Source organism: Luteibaculum oceani, assembly GCF_007995015.1.
Taxonomy (GTDB): domain Bacteria; phylum Bacteroidota; class Bacteroidia; order Flavobacteriales_D; family Luteibaculaceae; genus Luteibaculum; species Luteibaculum oceani.
In genome coordinates, this window is the sequence record NZ_VORB01000006.1 from 170,300 (window position 1) to 187,821 (window position 17,522).

Consider the following 17,522-nt stretch of genomic DNA (forward strand, 5'->3'; position numbering starts at 1 on the left):
GGAAAAGGGGTTAGAGGTAAAAGATAACCTCAAACCTTGGGTTTAATACGTTGTAATCAATTCTCAGGTTGCTTTCCTTAATCTTGGAGTCCTTAATTTTAGTGGAACTATAATTTAAGGTGGCAATATTCAGGCCAAGAGATGCTCGCTTGGCAATAAAGTACATCAATCCAACTTTTAGGTTGGCGTCGTATTCAATAGGATGTGGAGTAAATCCATTTAGGTAAAATACTTTTCCAAGGTCTAGCTGAGCAATGTACAGTACTCTGTCGGTAAAGTTTCCGTGTAACCTACCAAAAGCCCCAATGAACATGGTTTTCTGACTGTCTTTATTTTCAGCGTTGTTCCTTAGGTTTTTAACCTTTTCTACGTCCACTCGGTAATCCAATAAAACTCCCGTTGCAATTCTGTCGGATACCATAAGTCCAAACAATGGGCTTATAGATAACAATCGGGTTTGGTTTGATATAACAGAGTCTTCTTGGGTCGATCCATCGTAAAACAATCCACCACCTAATAAAAGTTGGCCTTTAGATTGACTAAAGGAAATAGAACAAAAAAGGGCAAAAACTAGAGTTAAAAATAAACGCATACGGCAAGGTTTAAGTGAATGCAAGAAAAGAAATTAAAACCTTATTCACTATGGCGGCTTTAGAACTTTTGAACAGCTTAAAGGGGAAAGCTATTGTAATTTATTGTCCGAATAGCTTTTTGTAAAACACGGCAATTAAAACCACAGCTCCCACCACTAATATTTCTAAATGGTCGCTAATGGGTACCGGAGGATTACCTCCGTTCTTGCGAGGGGCAGGAGTGGAATTTCTCTTTTTCTTTTCATTGAATATGGATTCGTCCAAATCGTAGATTCTATGTTGATTTTCAAAATTTTGTAATGGGCTATTTGACTCCTCAAGCATTTGGGCTGGGGCTTCAAGAATAACCGGATCCTCTATGTAGGCATCTTGAGCATATAATTTTGGATTAAGAAAAATGCATAGAAGCATTGCAGAGGATAGGCTCCAACGTAAAGTAGGTTTTAGCATGGTGGTAAAGCAGGTTCCTAGGTGTGGTTTTTTATTTGTTCAGGTAATGGGTGGTATTTTGTTGGTTTCCGTTCTTAAATTGAATACTGCTCAAAATAATTTCGGCCGATAAGTTATGTACAGGTATGGCGAATTTGGTTGTGCTTATTTGTTTTGTCAGGATTTCTTTTCCGTCAACCGAGTACAAGCGGACGCTTTCGGGTTGTGAATTCTCAGATAATTCGAAATGCAATGTTCCGTTATGGAACCACGTTTTAATAGAGTTTTCAATTTGGTTAGTTGACACAATTTCAGTGGTGGGCGAGGTGTACCTTCTGAAGGTTAAGAAGAATCTGTTTTTAGACTTATGGCTATCCTCAAAAAATATGGAGGCGTCTTCTCTCCAGAGGTTCCAGCTTTCACCTGTTTCAGTATCCAGTAGGTAAGGCTCTAATCCACCCATTTTGTCGAACTGCGATTTTTCTATGTGTATTTGGTAATTACCAGTATGGGGGGTAGCAATGGAAAGGGGGATTTTTACTTTTGGATTTACCATTCCTACTGTTTGTATGCCCAGCACATGCCCTTCGTAGTTTAAAGTTTGAATGTGGAAACTCCCTGCATCTGAGCCTAGAGCATCCCAGCCCCAATCGTACAATGGTGTGCAGTTTTCGGCTATGGCAAATAGGGTGGTATAGCGCTTATCTTGGTCGATAATTTGTAAATGGAATTTAGCTAAAATGGGGTTTGCCCTACCGCTTTTAAACTCACTATTAACTCCACCTCGCATACTGTTTTTAAAACTTACCGTTTGCGACGTAGTCCCTGTAAGGCATACATAAAATCCCTGTCCCGATGCGATGTAGGTGTTAGCTAAGGTTTGAGAATTATCCGTGGATCCGGCAACGGTAGCTCCTGCATTATTTATGGTTATCTGTTGGTTTTCCTCGGTGTAAGAGTAATTGGGATTGTGATTAAATAGGTTGATAAATCCATCGAGAACAGCACTATTTTCCGTTAGAAAATCTGCTGCATTAATGGCACTAGGATAGGGGTTTCCTAGTGCGTTGTAATTGCCTGTGGTTCCATTGGTTTCAGTGGCAATGGTTATGGTTCCATTGTTTATTTCTCCCGAAAAGGTATGCGTATTTACTCCAGTTAAGGCATACCCCTTTCCAACAGTTAAATATTCGCTTCCGCTTACCCATGACCAATCTGAGGTGGAAGTTCCAGGGGCATTTAATTCGTATTGCCTGCTTGCCCCTATGTCAGACATTTGCTCCGAAACCACCGGAGTAGACCAAAAATTGTAAAGTCCACTAGCCTGACCATCGGGTTTGTTTCTGGTGATATTAAAGGTGCCAGAATTACTAAGTGTACTTCCGGTAGCTTGTACAATGGCTCCATCGTCGGCGACATTAAAGATTCCGGTATTGGATAGGTTTCCAACCATATTTAGGGCCTTATTAGAGGCTATATAAACTGTTCCGTTATTGGTGAAGTTATTGGAATGAACAAATTGACTATAACCCGTTTGAGCTTGGATGTTGCCCAGTGTAAAAGTGTTTCCAGCGTCAATTGTAATGCCTGGAAAAATACCCGCGCCAGTGTGGTTGGGGACATTCAGGGTGGTGGTATCACCGCCAGTAAAAAGGATAGAAGGAGTGTTGCCACTATCAAAAATGGTGTTGTCGTATGCTAGGTTATAGGTTAAGCTACCTCTAACTTTATAGGATCCAGCAAAGGTGAACTCGTGGTCTTCCTCAAAAAAGTCATCTCCTGTATCAAAAGTTACGTTGTAGTAGTTTGCAATGGGTACATCAAAATTGTAGGAAAATGTAGGCTTGTAAATTATGGTCGATCCCGTGTAAAGCGAATCGAACCTTACTCCTGGGAAATCTGCTGGGTCATAGGTGTCTGGACCAAAATTATCTTCATCTAAAACATACACTTCCCATGTAGCATTTTCCTTTACAATAAGCTCAAAGGAATAATTTATGTTGTCGTCTTGTACAGTAAAAGTGACACCGCTATCAATGATGAAGTATGAATTGTCACCCTCAATAAATAGATCGCTCCATGTACTTGAGCCTAGGGTAACATCACGGTCGATTATAAAATGCTGGTTGTCGCCAACAAACTCTCCGAAATTGTTATTGGTTGGAGTTTCGCTAATGGGGGTGCCGTCTGAAAATGGTGTCCAGCTTTCTTCATCCGTTATATCTGTTTCTCCTGTATTTAGGTAAAAAGCCTCGTCAAAAAAGGTGATATGGATATCATCTATAGCTAAGCCGTGCGAAGTAGCGTTATTATTAGGGTTAGGGTATTGCCATTTAAAGATAATTTGTTCGCCATCTGCAAGCCCATCGGGTAGTTGGATAAGGTAGGTTTCGGTAGTAGCATTTGCATTCCCGTCAAGAGCTCTCGGGTTACAAGAGAGCGTACCGCATCCTACAGAGGACACAAAGTCTAAAACATTAATATCGCTGAATGAGGGGCTAGTTAAATCGGTGATATTGTTTCCAATGGCATAGGAAAAGTCTATTTTTTGCGATCCATTGGTAGCGCCAACTCTCCATTGTTCTCCCTGGTAGCTTACGTATATTTTGTAAAGGGTTTTGCCGGTGTTATTCTCAAATAACCAGCCAAATACATAATTCGAAAATTGATCGTCAATACAGCCTAAAGACCGGTCGCCGTCACCCGTTGATCCATAGCTATGATAGCTTGTAGTGGTGCTAGATCCATCAGAGCTGATATTACTGCTTTCTTCAGAGCTGTTGTTATAAATTAACCAGCCTTCTGCTAATCCAGAGAAATCTCCAGAACCACTGCTGGGTAAGCCATTAAAATCTTCGGTGTGAGTGGCTCCAACAGTAGTGATACTTTTTTGTCCGAAAACGGATGGACCTATGATAATCCATCCAAGAATGGCAAGGTAAAGGTTGAAGGATTGGTTCATGTCAGATATAATGGTTGGATTAATATCTGAATAGAAGAGTGCTAAAGCAACAGGTTTTACTGTATTCCTTTTTCGACTTTTGAATCCTTATATATGTCCGTTGGTCTGGTTTTTTGGTTAGAGTGTCCAATAAGTAATCACTTTGTCCTTTTTGGAATGGTTTTAAAATTGGATTCCTATTTTGACTTACACTTCAATTAATAAATAGCGGTCATTTAATAATTGAACTAAATTGATGTGTTAGCTGGATTATAATTTAGTTTGCCCGCATTATAGCCTCCTGGCCATTTTTCATTTTTAGATGAATCCAAGGGTAGTTTTTCCAGGATTCCTTATAGTAATGGATTAATTGTGGCTTGGGTATCCGCCGAAAGTGCCCCATGAGGTTGAAAATAGTGGCTTCGATAACCTGTTCTTCATTTTTCATTAGCCATTGTTCAGAAAGTGTGGCGATATTGGTTGTGGGGCTTTTGGGAAATTCAAGAAAGACTAGACTAAATCTGTCGTTCGCTGTACCAGCTTCCATAAAAAAGGTGGTAGCATTAACCTGATTAAGGGTTGTGCTAGTTTCCAAATATTCATCCACCAGATATACCTTTACATGCTCTTCTGGGATTTTGAAATCGAAATAATTTCCAATGGAATAGGTACCGGTAATGGGTGTAGAAATTGATATCGGGATGCGGGTTAAATGTTTGGCAAAGGGCACTGCGAGGATACTTTGTTTAAGACCATGATTTATGAAAGCCACAGAAAAGCTGTTTTCAAAGGCCTTGGCATCATAACCTCTCTCATAGCTAAAATCGAAGTTTTTATTTTGGGCCAACAAACAAGATGTTGTATCTCCTATCTCGTTAGCTAGAAAAATCCAGTTTAGGTAGGTGTTATTTTTATGAGCACTTTTAAAATTGCTGTTATTACCACTCCGCATGGAATTGGTAAATTGAATGTTGTAAGTTCCCGTAGGTAAATTACTATTGCTCTCTACCATAAATCCCTGAAATGAACTTATGTGGGTATGTGCATCGATTTGGGTTCTGGTGTAATTGCTGGTCCCCACCTGGTTTACAGCAATATATTGTTTACTGCTTTCATAATTTTCTTCGCCATTGTAACTCCATAAATAAAGGGTGCCATCCAATACGGGTTGGTTATTTATGTCGTTTAGGAATTTCCGGGCATTAATTGCCGAGGGATAGGGATTACCGATTAAGGAGTAACCAGATATTCCATTTTCAACTGGAAAAGAAACTTTAATGGTATCGTTATTAATCATGCCCTTCGCGGTAAAACCTTGGGCTCCGTAAACGGCGTATCCTTTTCCAGGAATCATTTGGGAATTATTAATAATTGGTAAGTAACCTTCACTTGTTGAAGATCCTGGGGTGTACTCATAAATCCTGCTACCCTTTAAATTTCCTGAAGGACCAACCATGCAGCTGTCATTGATTTGAACCGGAGAACTCCAGTAGCAATATTGGTTTGCGAATTCTAAGGGTATGGTACGGGTGATTTGAAAATTGGCGGTACCAATATTAACAGACGAGGTCAATTGTATCCAGGAGCTGTTATTTGGGAGCATTACTTGCGAGGAACTATCGAACTGGCAAATTCCCCATAGAACCAAGCTGTCTGATTCGGGTATGGATAAACTCGAATTTGGCTTTAAAATCAAACTGTCATTAAAACTAATATTCCCTAAAAGGTAGGTAGCCTGCTCTCCAAATACAACGGAAGCTTTTGGCCCAAGTCTAAAGGCTGCATCTCCTCTTATTTTTCCGTTTTTTGATTCCAAAATGAGTCTCCGGGAGCTCGGCGGGTCAAAAACAAAGCTATCCCCAGCAATACAGTTTATACTTCCACCTATTTTAAGGTTAAGTGGAGCCACAATTTTTAATGAACCAGCGTTAACGATTAAGCTATCCATTTTGCATTGCGAAGTACCACTAACAATACTTGTAGGACCGGATTTTTCGTAATAAAAATTGGAGTAATTCCTACCGCTAATAGAGGGACTTCCCGAGCTTTGATTGAAATGAAAATTGGATCCAGCCTTGAATTTTACGGCGTTTATCTCGGTGGATGGGCCAAAAGGGTTAGGGGAGGAAGGGCCAAGACTGTGATAGGAGGAGAGGGAATCGAAAATCACCGAACCATTGTAAGAAGCGCTTTCCCCAAAGGGGTGTTTTTTACCTTGCGTTGAAGAGAGGGCTAAGTAAATAAAACTCGAACCAGGATGGAATCGGAGGCTATCTTTCTGCATTAATAATTGATGTGCCTGACTGTTTTCGAAAAAGATGTGGCCAAATATATTTTGTGAGCCCCCATTTAAAACAAGAGTTGTTGGGTAGTTCCCCTTTAGTTTTAAGCTACAATTGTCACAGATTTCTAAACTGTTTTCTCCTTCGGCCAAATGTATAATACCGTCTTCGTTAGCCTGATAAATTTCTAGCGTACTAGCGTTTACAAGCCGTAAATTATTTAGGGTAACCGAGCTGGGATTTAGCCATGATGTGTTCGAGGAAATGATAATGCTATCTTCCGTACTAATAAACTCTCGGTGAGGCTGGTAGTTAAGGGCATCATGGTAATCTAAATTTCCGGTTGCATTGGTCCAAGTGTATGTTTTACCACTGCCTTCAGAGATAGAAATGGTGATGTCGTCAATGTCTACATTCCCAGATTGTTTTATGTAATACCAGGCAAATTGTATCAGACTGTCGGCGGGATTTAGACCAATGTTTATCCAGTTTTCATCATTAGCTCCAGGAAGTGGGGTGAGGCTATCGATAATTATCCAACTCTGGTTTTTTCTCTTTCCCAAAATAAAGAGTGCAGATCCACTTGTTACCCCTTGTCCGCGCACCCAAAATCTTATGTTGCTTGCTACGTTGCAAAGTTCGGGGCTTATTATGCTATCTAGGCTGTGGTCCAATTTTAGGGATCCGGGGCTATACGATGAAGATCCGTCATTGCTTATCCCAACAAACTCCCAACCTGGAGGTACCGTGTCGAAACCGTGTTTAAAATCTTCGTTAATTCCTAGTCCACGGGAACTGCAGCTTATAAAATGGGTGTCCAGATAATTTTTTGAATACACCCCATTTACTTTAGAAAAGAATCTGGCGAAATAGGTGCTGTTGGGATTTAAATTACTCAGCGTAATCATACTGTCCGAACCACAATACATGGGGTAAATTCCAGTATTGGGCTGTATTTCTTCCCCCGATGAAAAGCTAGTATTAAATTCAAAATTGTTACTACATTGAAGGATACGATCCACAGGTAATGATTCCCTCAACAATAGGCACCATTCTCCATCGGGAATAGGAGGTTTAATTTTTATCTTATTCCCGCAATTGCTCCAAAGCTTAACGGGGATGAAATCTTCATTTTGGGGAGTACATCTTCTTCCTACTAGGGCGATGTTATCGATATTCCAGTTTTCATCTACATGATTGGATTGACTGATTACCATAAGTTCCAGCGAGTCGGTATTTGGTTCAATACTTATTTTTACCAACCCGAAACCATCCCCAAATGCATCTCTGTTCCCACCGGCTGCTGGGGTATATAATCCTGTTATCAAACTATCGTGGGATTGAGCTTGAAAATTACTGTCGGTATAAAAACTCCATTTTGCATTGTTTAAACCTTGGATTTGCATAATGGATGAATCGTTTAAACTGGGATATTTGAGAATGATTTTGAGATAGTCGTCGCTATCCAATCCGTTTCCACCACTTTTAGAGCTTGCGCTAATTCTAAGAAACAAAGCCGAATTTGTAATATTTCCAATGTAAATAGGGGAGAGGCATAAGGTGTCATTACTGTTACTAGATTGCCAAGAATTGGCACCTTTTAACACGCGCTGGCTGGCAGGGCTGTCAGTGGCTCCCGTATTAGAAGAAATGTTATCGTAACCCTGATTCAGATTCCAATTGTCTATGGTTTCAAATCCCTGAAAATAGACTGCTTCGGTAGCGGTAATTGAAATATTATCTAATGCTATTTCATCTCTTGAACCCGAACCGCTTAGGTCATCTAGGTACCAACCGATTTCAAAGATTGAATCTTGCAGAATGGAAATTCCTTCTAGGCTATAGGAGACTTGAACTGCAGACCATTCAGGGCTACTATCCTCATTACCACCTGTCGATACCGTATGTTCAGGTAAATATTGAAAATCGCCCTGTTCAGTTTTGAAAAAAGGAGTAATGCTGCTTGCGTAGTTTTCATTGTTATGGACCCAAATGGTGAAGCTTAAGCGTAAACTACCGATCCTTCCTCCACAGCCATTGGTGCCGCGGAGAATTATGCTTCCTGGAGTACAGTCATTTGAGCTCGCCTGAATCCCTAAAGCATAATTACCAGAGGATGTTTCAAAACCATAGATTCCACCCGTGGAGGTGTTTCCTGAGGACCATCCTCGGGCATAATCGCCAGAGCTTTCATTTCCGCCAAATGAGGAGTTTCCGTCGCTAAATCCGGTGAAACGCCAAGCATCAGAATCTAGATATCCAATTTGCGGATCGGGATGGAGACCATAACCTAGGAATGCTCCCTTGTTTACACCTGTTTGGGTGCTGTCAAAATCAATGGTTATTGTGTTATTGAATGAGGGTAGGAATACTTGTGCATGTCCAGGAGAGGAGAGTAGCACTATTCCAAGCAGTGGTAGAATACTTGGTTTCATGGTAGAATTGTTACTCTAATAAGATAGAGAAATCAATTCAGATTTAAAAGCACATAAACGGGAAGATGATCCGATGGACCGCCGATATAATTCGGTCCGGCATAGGTTCTAAAGGGTGATCCCTTGTACTTGTTATTCTTTTGCTGCAATAGGTGTTTGGAGCTATAAATATCCGCGAATTGGTAATTAAAATGATTAGATGAGAATATCTCTTCACTTAGGAGAATTTGATCAAACAGATACCAATCACCCTTGTAAACGATGGTTCCCTTTCCTTGTTTACTTATTTCTTCAAACGGATTAAAGAATTCTCCAGCATCCAAATCTTCTGGTTTAGATTCAGTAGAAAAAAGTTCCTTGATGGATTTGTTTAATGGGGTATCATTAAAGTCCCCCATAATAATATGTGTTCCGGAATTTAAGTTTTGTTTCAGGGTATTGGCAACAAGAAGTCTTTTATATTCTGTTTCATTAACACCTCCTCGTCTCGATGGCCAGTGGTTTACCCAAATAGTAAGCTCTTCCCCGTTTGATAGCCTAACAGTAGTCTTTAAAATTTCCCTAGTTTTCCATTGTCCTGATGGGATGGAGATGAAATCAATTTCTTTCGCCTCAACATAATGGGAATGGTACAGTAGTGCCACATCAATTCCTCTGGGATCGGAGGAGTTTCCATGAACAATTTGATAGTTGTATGGTTTAAGTGGCTTGGAGTTAACCAAATCTTGAAGAACTCTTAAATTCTCCACCTCTGCCAAACCAATTAATGCTGGTGCGTCTTCTGGGTTTCTATCTCCAATTTCTGAAATAGTCTTAGCTAAAGCGGAAATTTTAGACTCGTACTTTTCTTCCGACCAGGCTAAACGGCCATTTGGTGTAAATTCTTGATCATTGACTCCCGGATCATCAACGGTATCAAACAAATTTTCGACGTTGTAAAAAGCAATGGCAATGGTTTCTCCTTTAGCGTCTATATTTGGTTGACTCGTATTGCTTTGAGAATTACAAGCTGTAAAAAGAAATATTAGCTGAAGGAGGTGCCAGACCATTTTCATTTTCTAGGGCCTGTTGTAATAGAAAGTTGCTTTTAAGTTGCCAGAATTAACTGCAGCTGAAACGTAAGATCTATGTTCGCTTATCTGGGTAATTTCACCAGTAGTTACGTTGGTTAGATATACAAAACTGATGTATTGGGTTCTGTCTACACTTCCGTTTTCGTAGTAATCAACAATTATTTGTTTCGGGTAGTCCGATCCCGAAAGATCGAAGTGCTTAAAGCCATTGAAAAATATCGGATAGTAAGATTGGATATCGTTCTTTCTATTTTGAGATACATATCGATATACCTCTTTTTTCATGGGTACCGTATCTGCTGCGAATATTATGGCTTGGGTAGTGTCGTAATTAACCCTTGAATCTGGTATGCTTTGATCGAAAATAGAATCAACCGCTCCAAGAAGATTTACTTCTATTTGAGCGACAGAGTTACCGCTATATGTGAATTTTAATTCCTCTTGAATGCGATAAGCGATTTTCCTTTTTCCATTAACCCAGAAATAACTTACAACTCCACGACTTGGTCGTTTAACATCTGCGTCGTTTAGGGTAAAAACAATGGTGGAATCATCGTAGATGTCTTCGGTATTTCCCTGGTAATTGTAACTAACCTGCCTGCCGTTATTCGCATAGCTAACTGCTAGGTTTTCGGGAGTTGCACCACCGTTGTAGCTTACATTAGATACTCGTTTAAATTCGTTGTATGCGAAAGACTTAGTAAGATCGTACTTCTTTTGGTTATTGGCGTCGAAAGCGGCAATTACTTCAGTTGCTACCTTAGATCTTGAAATAGCTACCTCGGTATATGTAGAGTCGAAACCTCCAGGAATAGAATCTACTTTTCTAATTTCTGTTAGGTTGTAATTGAGGTCATTAAAAGTTACCGGAAACTCCTCTGGGTTTTGCTTTTTTTCGCAGGAGAATAAGGCCAAGGCACCGAGGCCTAACAGAAATAGATTACGCATAGTAAAATGTAATTTGCCGTAAATATAGGCAGCTTGCTAGATTATTTTTTATACCTGAAAATGATGTCTCGGTTTGGGATTTTTTCATTTCCAGGGGTGATAATTAACTCTCTAATTTTCGTAGGTCTAGAATTGGAATCTACCTCGTATTGATATTGGCGAATAAGGGTTCCACTAGATTGGTTTGTGGTTACCATTTTGGGTAGCTCTTGACTATGCAAAAATGGCACCTCCATAATATCGAAGTTTAACGGTGCTAGTAGTTGGTATAGCGGATTTAAAATTGGATTCTCAGCAGCGGATAGGAATACCGTTTTTTTAAGGGTTGCGCTTTTTAAGTTTTCCCGTTTGTCCTGCATGTTTTGAACCTTCATAAAGTTTTTCCAAGCTTCTACCGTTTTTTGCTTGCTACCCATTGCAACATTGTTGCTATGATTCCCATTGCTGTCCAAAGCAATAGTTAAGGAATCTGATCTATAGTAGTAAACTTCGTATTGAGATAGGTAATTACCTGTATATGAGAAAGTTGATGAGTCTGAATAGATTTCAACTGTACAAGTTCTAGTGTTCTGATTCACCACAGAATCCGATTCGATTTCAGCGGTGTAGTACGGTACATTCCCCCCGCTATTTTGAGGATATTCGGCTTTATAACCTGTTTTCAGATCGGTTATAACATATAAGTTTTTGTTAATAGTGGAATTGAGGATGAATTCTCCGGATCCAGGCTCTTTTACAGCATTAATCCAGCCGTTTGGTCCATAACTATATTCTCCTTCAATTTTCTGACTAAAACCATTGTCATCCCAAAATGAGTGGATGGAAAGGATATTTCCATTGTACAGTTCCAACAAATCTATTCTAGCCGAATCGGTAATTACTTCAACCTCCTCGTTACCCTGGGTTTCCAGCGTTATGTTATAAAAGGAGACGTTAGCCAATTCGTACTTAGAATTTCGAGATGGCCCCAAGTCTTTTGGGATGTTGTCTAGATTGAGCTCATTTTTGGTGCAACCAAAAGTAGCCAATAAGGCCGCGGTAAAAACTAACTTCTTCATGGGTAATGGGGTAAGGTTGTGGACTAAGTTAAGGGATAAAAAGCAAAAAGGCCTCATAGAGGCCTTTTACATTAATTGAACATTCTTACATTTTCAAAGTTCAAATTTTATTGAGTCTTGTTGGTTTCTTCCACCTCTTCTTTTGGCTGGTAACCAAAAAGTCTGTTTTCCTTAATAATATTATCAACGTATCCAGGTACCATTTCTTCCCAACCCGATTCTCCGTTTTTAATCATTGCAAGTACTTTTCTCGAGTAGATATTTAGTACAGTTGGATCGAAATCTTCTAAATCTACGATTCGCTTATTGCTTACAAGGTAGTCGTATAATGGTTTATGGCGATAATGTATAGGGCAATTAGAAGAGTTTAGAACTTCGTCTTTTTCTTCATCCAACTGTGGATACATGTAAATTTTTAGATCTCGCATAAAGAGTATACCAAACGCCTCTAGCATTCCACCTGCCAGATTGCGATAGTAGCGCTCTTTAAAGAGCTCTAACATGTTGGTAACTCCCATAATAAGTCCCATTCTTCGCTGTGTGAAGTTGGAGAAATATTTAATGAGCTTGTAGTATTCTTGGTAGTTGGATATCAGAACGGTTTGTCCGAGAGAGCAAAGGATATCTGCTCTATCTAGGAAGTCTTTTTCGTCTATTTCCCCTTCAGCACGGAGGTTGTTTAAGGTGATTTCAAATAGCACCATTAAACGGTCTTTATCCACCTTTTCATCAGCAATAAATTTGCTGTAACCATTCATGATCATATCAATGTTCACGTTGGTAACAGGTCTAAAGCTACCGCGAATGGCTAGAATGTTTTTCTTGTAAAGCGCATCGGAGGGTTGAAGGTTTTTACCGTCTGGACCGAACATAACCGCTTCGGTCATACCGTTTTTAACCAGTTGAAGACTTAACAAGCGGTTGTCTACATTTTTAAATGCAGGACCTTCCATGTTAATCATATCAATTTCGATATGATCTCTTGAAAGGTTGTCGTAAAGTGATTTTAGCAGCTCTCTGGGATCCTCGTGATAGTTATAACATCCATATAGTAAGTTAACCCCGATATCTCCAATTTTTTCTTGCTGGATTCCACTGTCGTTATCGTGCAGGCGAACGTGCAGGATAACATCAGAAGGCGCTTCATCGGCGTGTCTTTGAAAACGCATTCCTATCCAACCATGGCCTTTAGCCGTTTTACGGTAGTCGATAGTTGTAACGGTATCTGCGAAGGCAAAGAATTTTCTATTTGGATGTTTGCTGCGATCTAATCGTTCTACAATTAGATTGTATTCGTGCGAAAGCATTTTTCTTAATCGCGATTCGCAAACGTATCTCGAGTGAGGCTCTGCCCCGTAAATTGCATCGGAGAAATCCTTGTCGTACGCAGACATGGCCTTTGCAATAGTACCCGAAGCGGCTCCTGCTCTAAAGAAATGTCTTACCACTTCTTGTCCAGCACCGATTTCGGCAAAGGTCCCGTAAATGTCAGGATCTAGATTTATTTTTAACGCTTTTTGCTTCGAAGTTAGGATTACCCTATTTGTAGACATCTGACTAGTTTTGTTGCGCTAAACAAAGTTAAAGCCTTTTAATAAAACGACGCCCCGCTTTTCTTTGTTTATTTTACAAGCGTCGAAAAAATATGGCATGCAATTAACATTTCTGGGCACAGGAACATCTGCTGGGGTACCTCTTATTGGGTGCCACTGTGAGGTTTGTACCTCCACCAACCTAAAAGATAAACGTCTTAGATCCTCTGTTTGGATTTCGGACGACGATACTTCTATCGTGATAGATACCGGACCAGACTTTAGAAGCCAAATGTTGCAATACGGGGTAGAAAAGCTCGATGCCGTTGTTTTTACTCATGAGCATAGGGATCATATTGCTGGGTTGGATGATACGCGACCTTATTTTTTTTGGAGTGGAAAGCCTATGCAAATCTTTTGCGAATCGGCAGTAGAAAAAGCAATAAAAAGAGATTTTTACTATGCCTTTCAGGAGAATCCTTATCCGGGGTCGCCACAATTCGACTTGCACCAAATCGAAGAGAACAAATCCTTTAAAGTTGGTGGAATAGAAATTTTACCTCTGCGTGTTATTCATGGAGAACTTCCAGTTCTCGGATTTAAAATAAAGGAACTCGCATATATAACCGACGCTAATGCGTTGAGCGCCGAGACAGAAAAGGCAATAGATGGCTGCGATATTCTAATTTTAAATGCACTCCGTATCGAGGGGCATCATTCTCACTATAACTTGGAAGAGGCAATAGCAGTGGCAGAAAAGTCAAGGGCTAAAAAGGTGTATTTTACGCACGTTAGCCACCAACTCGGAACCACGGAAAGCGTGGAAAAGCTATTGCCGAAAAACATGTCTTTAGCCTACGATGGCCAGGTTATCCAATTTTAGAATATAGCTTACCTTTTGCTGCGGTGTAAAGGATTTCACCCTTTAGTTCCTTGTTGAGGAAAGGGGAGTTAAGGCTTTTAGATTTCACCTCAGCAACTGGGAAATTGTATTTTTTGTCGGTAGCAATTAAGTTGAAGTTGGCCTCGGTTCCAATTTCAAATCCAACGGTTTTTAACTTAAGGATTTTGGCAGGGTTTTCCGCCATTAGCTCAACCAGCTTATCTATAGGTAATACATCTGCAGCCCAAAGAGAACTAAATGCTGTTTGGAAATTAATAATTCCAAATTCTGCGTGGTCAAACTCTGTTTTTTTCGCTTCAATATCTACAGGGCTGTGGTCTGAGATTATGGCATCAACAATTCCCTCCTTACAAGCACTAATTAAAGCCTGACGATCTTGTTCTTTTCGGTAGGGAGGAAGTACTTTGTGTCGCGTGTCAAAATCTAGACAATCTTTATCGGTGTGAATTAATTGATGACTGGCTACAGCGCATGTTACCCTTACGCCCTCTTCTTTTGCTTTTTTAATTAGCGCTACAGATTCTTCGCAAGATATATGGCTGATATGAACGCTTCCACCACTGTATTTAGCTAGCTTTAAAATATTGGCTAAGGCCATTGATTCGGCAATATTTGGTATTGCTTTCAATCCGGTTTGCGACGATACAATGCTTTCATTTATTTGCCCTTCTTCAGCTAATGAATCAACTATGGGGAAAACCATGGGGAGCGCATCGATGCCCTGACAGTACTCCAATGCAGTTAATAGAAGCTTTTCGCTCAACTGCTTTTTCCCAGAAAAAAATGCGTAGGCTCCAGTGTGGGCCATGTCATGTAGTTCTGGGATGTCTGTGTTTGCACCTCCAACGGATAAAGTTCCGAGAGGGAGAAGGTTAATTTTTGAGCTTTGGTTAGCGGCTTTTACGTAGGAAATACCCGATTTGCTGTCTGCAACAGGTTCGTTAAAAGGATTTACCCCTACGTGAGTGTAGCCGCCGTATAATGCAGCTTCGGCTCCAGAAAGAAAATCTTCTCTGTGTTCCATACCCGGATCGCAAAAGGAACCAAGTAGATCTACAAAGCCGGGAGTTATTGAAAGTCCCTCGCCATTAATGCTTTTGGAATTTTTGGTTGCCTTAGGGTATTCTGAAATTTCCTTTATCCTTCCGCTCTCTACGGCTAAAACAATTTTTTTACCATTGAGTGGATGTTTGGTCGCTACTAGTGTAGCTCCAACTATTTCGAAAGTTGTCTGTTCTGCCATCTTATCCAAAGCATTTCGGTGAGTAAAAACAAAATTCCAAGCCCTATAAAAATAGGCCAAAGGGGGTAATCTTTTAATTGTAGGCTTTCCGTTATAGCCACACTTTTTTGAGCGGCATCAAACTCTAGGATTTTTATCCAATTGTTGTCGAAAGTTATCTCCTTTAATTCAGCTTCGCTGTAATGGGCTAATTGAGATTCCACTCTGTTTAAATTCATGGAAAATTGTCCCAGTACTTTTTCTTGGTCCTTTAGCTCATAATGTCCCGACATAAGTGGAAGCCGATCTAAAAACACCTTCACTTTTCTGCCCGTTTTCTGATAAGCTGGTATTAGTGCTTGATCTCCATTTACTATCGTGAGGTCTCCGATTATTTCCGCTGGAATGTTTATTAGAACCTCCTTGTCCTTCCCTATGTTATAGTAGCTTGGTTTGTTTCCTCCCGCATACTGGGTAGCTTTTAAAAAGAGAGGGGCAAAAAGCCCATGATTTGGGAAATTGGAGTTCTCTGGGCTTATATTAAATGGGAAGACAAATATATTTCCTGCTCCAATTGGGTGCTGGCTTAATACAACTTCATTGTTTTCAGCGCTTAATAAAACTTCTCCAGAGAAATTAGGGTTAAAACGGTAATGGCTCTTAACGGAGATGGGCTTTATTCGATCTGGTGAAGCTTTGAAAAGCGACTGCAAAAAGGAGCTTCTTAAATTTAGCTTGCTAACCTCTAAGCCTTGCGCCGACATTTCAGATGCGGAGCCTAATTGCAAATTCTCCACCAGTTGCTTAAAGGCATTAAAATCCGAATTTGCATTTGGGGCGACAATGAGTACACCTCCTGAAAAAACAAATTGTTGCAAGGCCTTTTGCACCCCACTACTTATTTCAGAAATTCCCCCAATAATTATAGTCTGCTCGTAATCTTCGAAAATGTTGAGGTCTATTTGTTTGGGATTTACGCTTTGGTAAATAAATTCTGGATCCTCATTAAAAAGAGCTTCAATAGGCTTAGACTTCTCCGCGCCCAGAAATGTTATCCTTTTGGTTTGTTCTACGTTTAGGGTGAAAAACAAATTGTTATCGAAAACAACTGGATTATCGTTGATATAAACTTTGCCCTTAACAATTCCGGCTTTGGGAATTATCATTTGAAACCTAGCCGCATTGGTTGCACCAGCCTCAATGGAAATGGAAACAGGAGCCTTAGATTTTCCATCTAACGAAATGTAAACGGGTAAATTTTCTATGGCCTCCCCACTGTGGTTGCTAATAAATACCTCCATGGCGAATTCATTATTTACCAAAATGGTAGGGGTATTTATTGCAATGGAATCTACACTGAGGTTGGGGGTGGGGTTTTTGCCTAACTTATTGAGGTAGACTGTGGTGCTATCAGTAAAATCTACATCGCTTGAAAAGGTACTTTTCTGAAAATCTGAGAATACAAAAAGCGATTGGAGCTGTGGGTTTTTAGTTTGGATGTCGGTTATTTTATCCCAACTTCCAACTTTGGCACAAGGGCTTATCCCGTTTATGTAATCCGAAGCTTCTGTTCCGCCCAGTTCTCTTGGGAACTCGCTGCAATTATCGCTAACGATAAACTTTTGGGTGGATGGAAATTCTCTAATAACATCAAGAGCTAAGTTCTTAGCCAGCTGCAATTTGTTGTCTTCAATGTTTCCCTCCGAAACAGAGAAACTGTTGTCGATGTATATTGCAATTGGAAGATTTCCTGCCTGATCTTGAGACGCGGGGAGGGTGGGCTCTGCAAATGCTAGTATGATACAAGCCAGAGCCAAACACCTTAGAATCAATAACAACCAATTTTTGATTCTTTGAATGCTTTTTTTCTCCTCTTTAATTTCCTTGAGGAGTTCCAGGTTTGTAAAAACTATCTTTTTGGGAATTCTAAAACTGAAAAAGTGAATAATGATGGGTACGGCCAGAAATCCTAATGCATACAGAAATGTGGGGTTGGCGAATATCATTAAAGCGCAAAAATAAAATAAAGCACTTGCCCGCGAAGTTTTTAGCGAAAATTGTTATTCAATGGAGCAATGGAATAGTTTACCGTTGTATCAATGTGG

At 40.1% G+C, this 17,522-nt stretch carries 11 protein-coding genes; 1 reads left to right on the top strand and 10 read right to left on the bottom strand.

What is annotated here, in order from left to right; all coding sequences use genetic code 11:
- Positions 1-10: 10 nt before the first annotated feature.
- The 8 genes from FRX97_RS08010 to FRX97_RS08045 form a co-directional block, all read right to left on the bottom strand.
- Complete coding sequence (locus tag FRX97_RS08010; RefSeq protein WP_147014678.1) at positions 11-592, bottom strand: hypothetical protein; 582 nt, start codon at positions 590-592, stop codon at positions 11-13.
- A gap of 100 nt (positions 593-692) precedes the next feature.
- Positions 693-1,004 carry a hypothetical protein gene (locus FRX97_RS08015; protein WP_147014679.1) on the bottom strand — a complete coding sequence of 104 codons (312 nt, stop codon included), beginning with the start codon at positions 1,002-1,004 and terminating at the stop codon, positions 693-695.
- 70 nt (positions 1,005-1,074) lie between these two features.
- Positions 1,075-3,984 carry a hypothetical protein gene (locus tag FRX97_RS08020; protein ID WP_147014680.1) on the bottom strand — a complete coding sequence of 970 codons (2,910 nt, stop codon included), beginning with the start codon at positions 3,982-3,984 and terminating at the stop codon, positions 1,075-1,077.
- A gap of 256 nt (positions 3,985-4,240) precedes the next feature.
- Positions 4,241-8,680 carry a hypothetical protein gene (locus FRX97_RS08025; protein WP_147014681.1) on the bottom strand — a complete coding sequence of 1,480 codons (4,440 nt, stop codon included), beginning with the start codon at positions 8,678-8,680 and terminating at the stop codon, positions 4,241-4,243.
- A gap of 32 nt (positions 8,681-8,712) precedes the next feature.
- Entirely contained in the window at positions 8,713-9,729 is a 1,017-nt protein-coding gene (locus tag FRX97_RS08030) for an endonuclease/exonuclease/phosphatase family protein (protein ID WP_147014682.1), read from the bottom strand.
- Between the two features lie 9 nt (positions 9,730-9,738).
- Complete coding sequence (locus FRX97_RS08035; RefSeq protein WP_147014683.1) at positions 9,739-10,701, bottom strand: hypothetical protein; 963 nt, start codon at positions 10,699-10,701, stop codon at positions 9,739-9,741.
- Positions 10,702-10,742: 41 nt separating this feature from the next.
- Positions 10,743-11,759, bottom strand: coding sequence for a hypothetical protein (locus FRX97_RS08040; RefSeq protein ID WP_147014684.1), 1,017 nt, complete (start codon positions 11,757-11,759; stop codon positions 10,743-10,745).
- Positions 11,760-11,866: 107 nt separating this feature from the next.
- A complete protein-coding gene (locus FRX97_RS08045; protein WP_147014685.1) occupies positions 11,867-13,312 on the bottom strand; it encodes a TonB-dependent receptor in 1,446 nt (481 codons plus the stop codon).
- A gap of 97 nt (positions 13,313-13,409) precedes the next feature.
- On the opposite strand from FRX97_RS08045, the gene FRX97_RS08050 reads away from it, so the two are divergent.
- Positions 13,410-14,174 (top strand): MBL fold metallo-hydrolase, encoded by a 765-nt coding sequence (locus tag FRX97_RS08050; RefSeq protein WP_147014686.1) that lies wholly within the window; start codon positions 13,410-13,412, stop codon positions 14,172-14,174.
- Here the strand turns inward: FRX97_RS08050 and FRX97_RS08055 are convergent.
- Together FRX97_RS08055 and FRX97_RS08060 are read right to left on the bottom strand one after the other, a co-directional pair.
- Positions 14,161-15,438 (bottom strand): dihydroorotase, encoded by a 1,278-nt coding sequence (locus tag FRX97_RS08055; RefSeq protein ID WP_147014687.1) that lies wholly within the window; start codon positions 15,436-15,438, stop codon positions 14,161-14,163. The two genes, FRX97_RS08050 and FRX97_RS08055, sit on opposite strands and share 14 nt — an antisense overlap.
- Entirely contained in the window at positions 15,411-17,423 is a 2,013-nt protein-coding gene (locus FRX97_RS08060; RefSeq protein ID WP_147014688.1) for a BatA domain-containing protein, read from the bottom strand. The genes FRX97_RS08055 and FRX97_RS08060 overlap by 28 nt, the downstream gene beginning before the upstream one ends.
- Between the last annotated feature and the right edge of the window lie 99 nt (positions 17,424-17,522).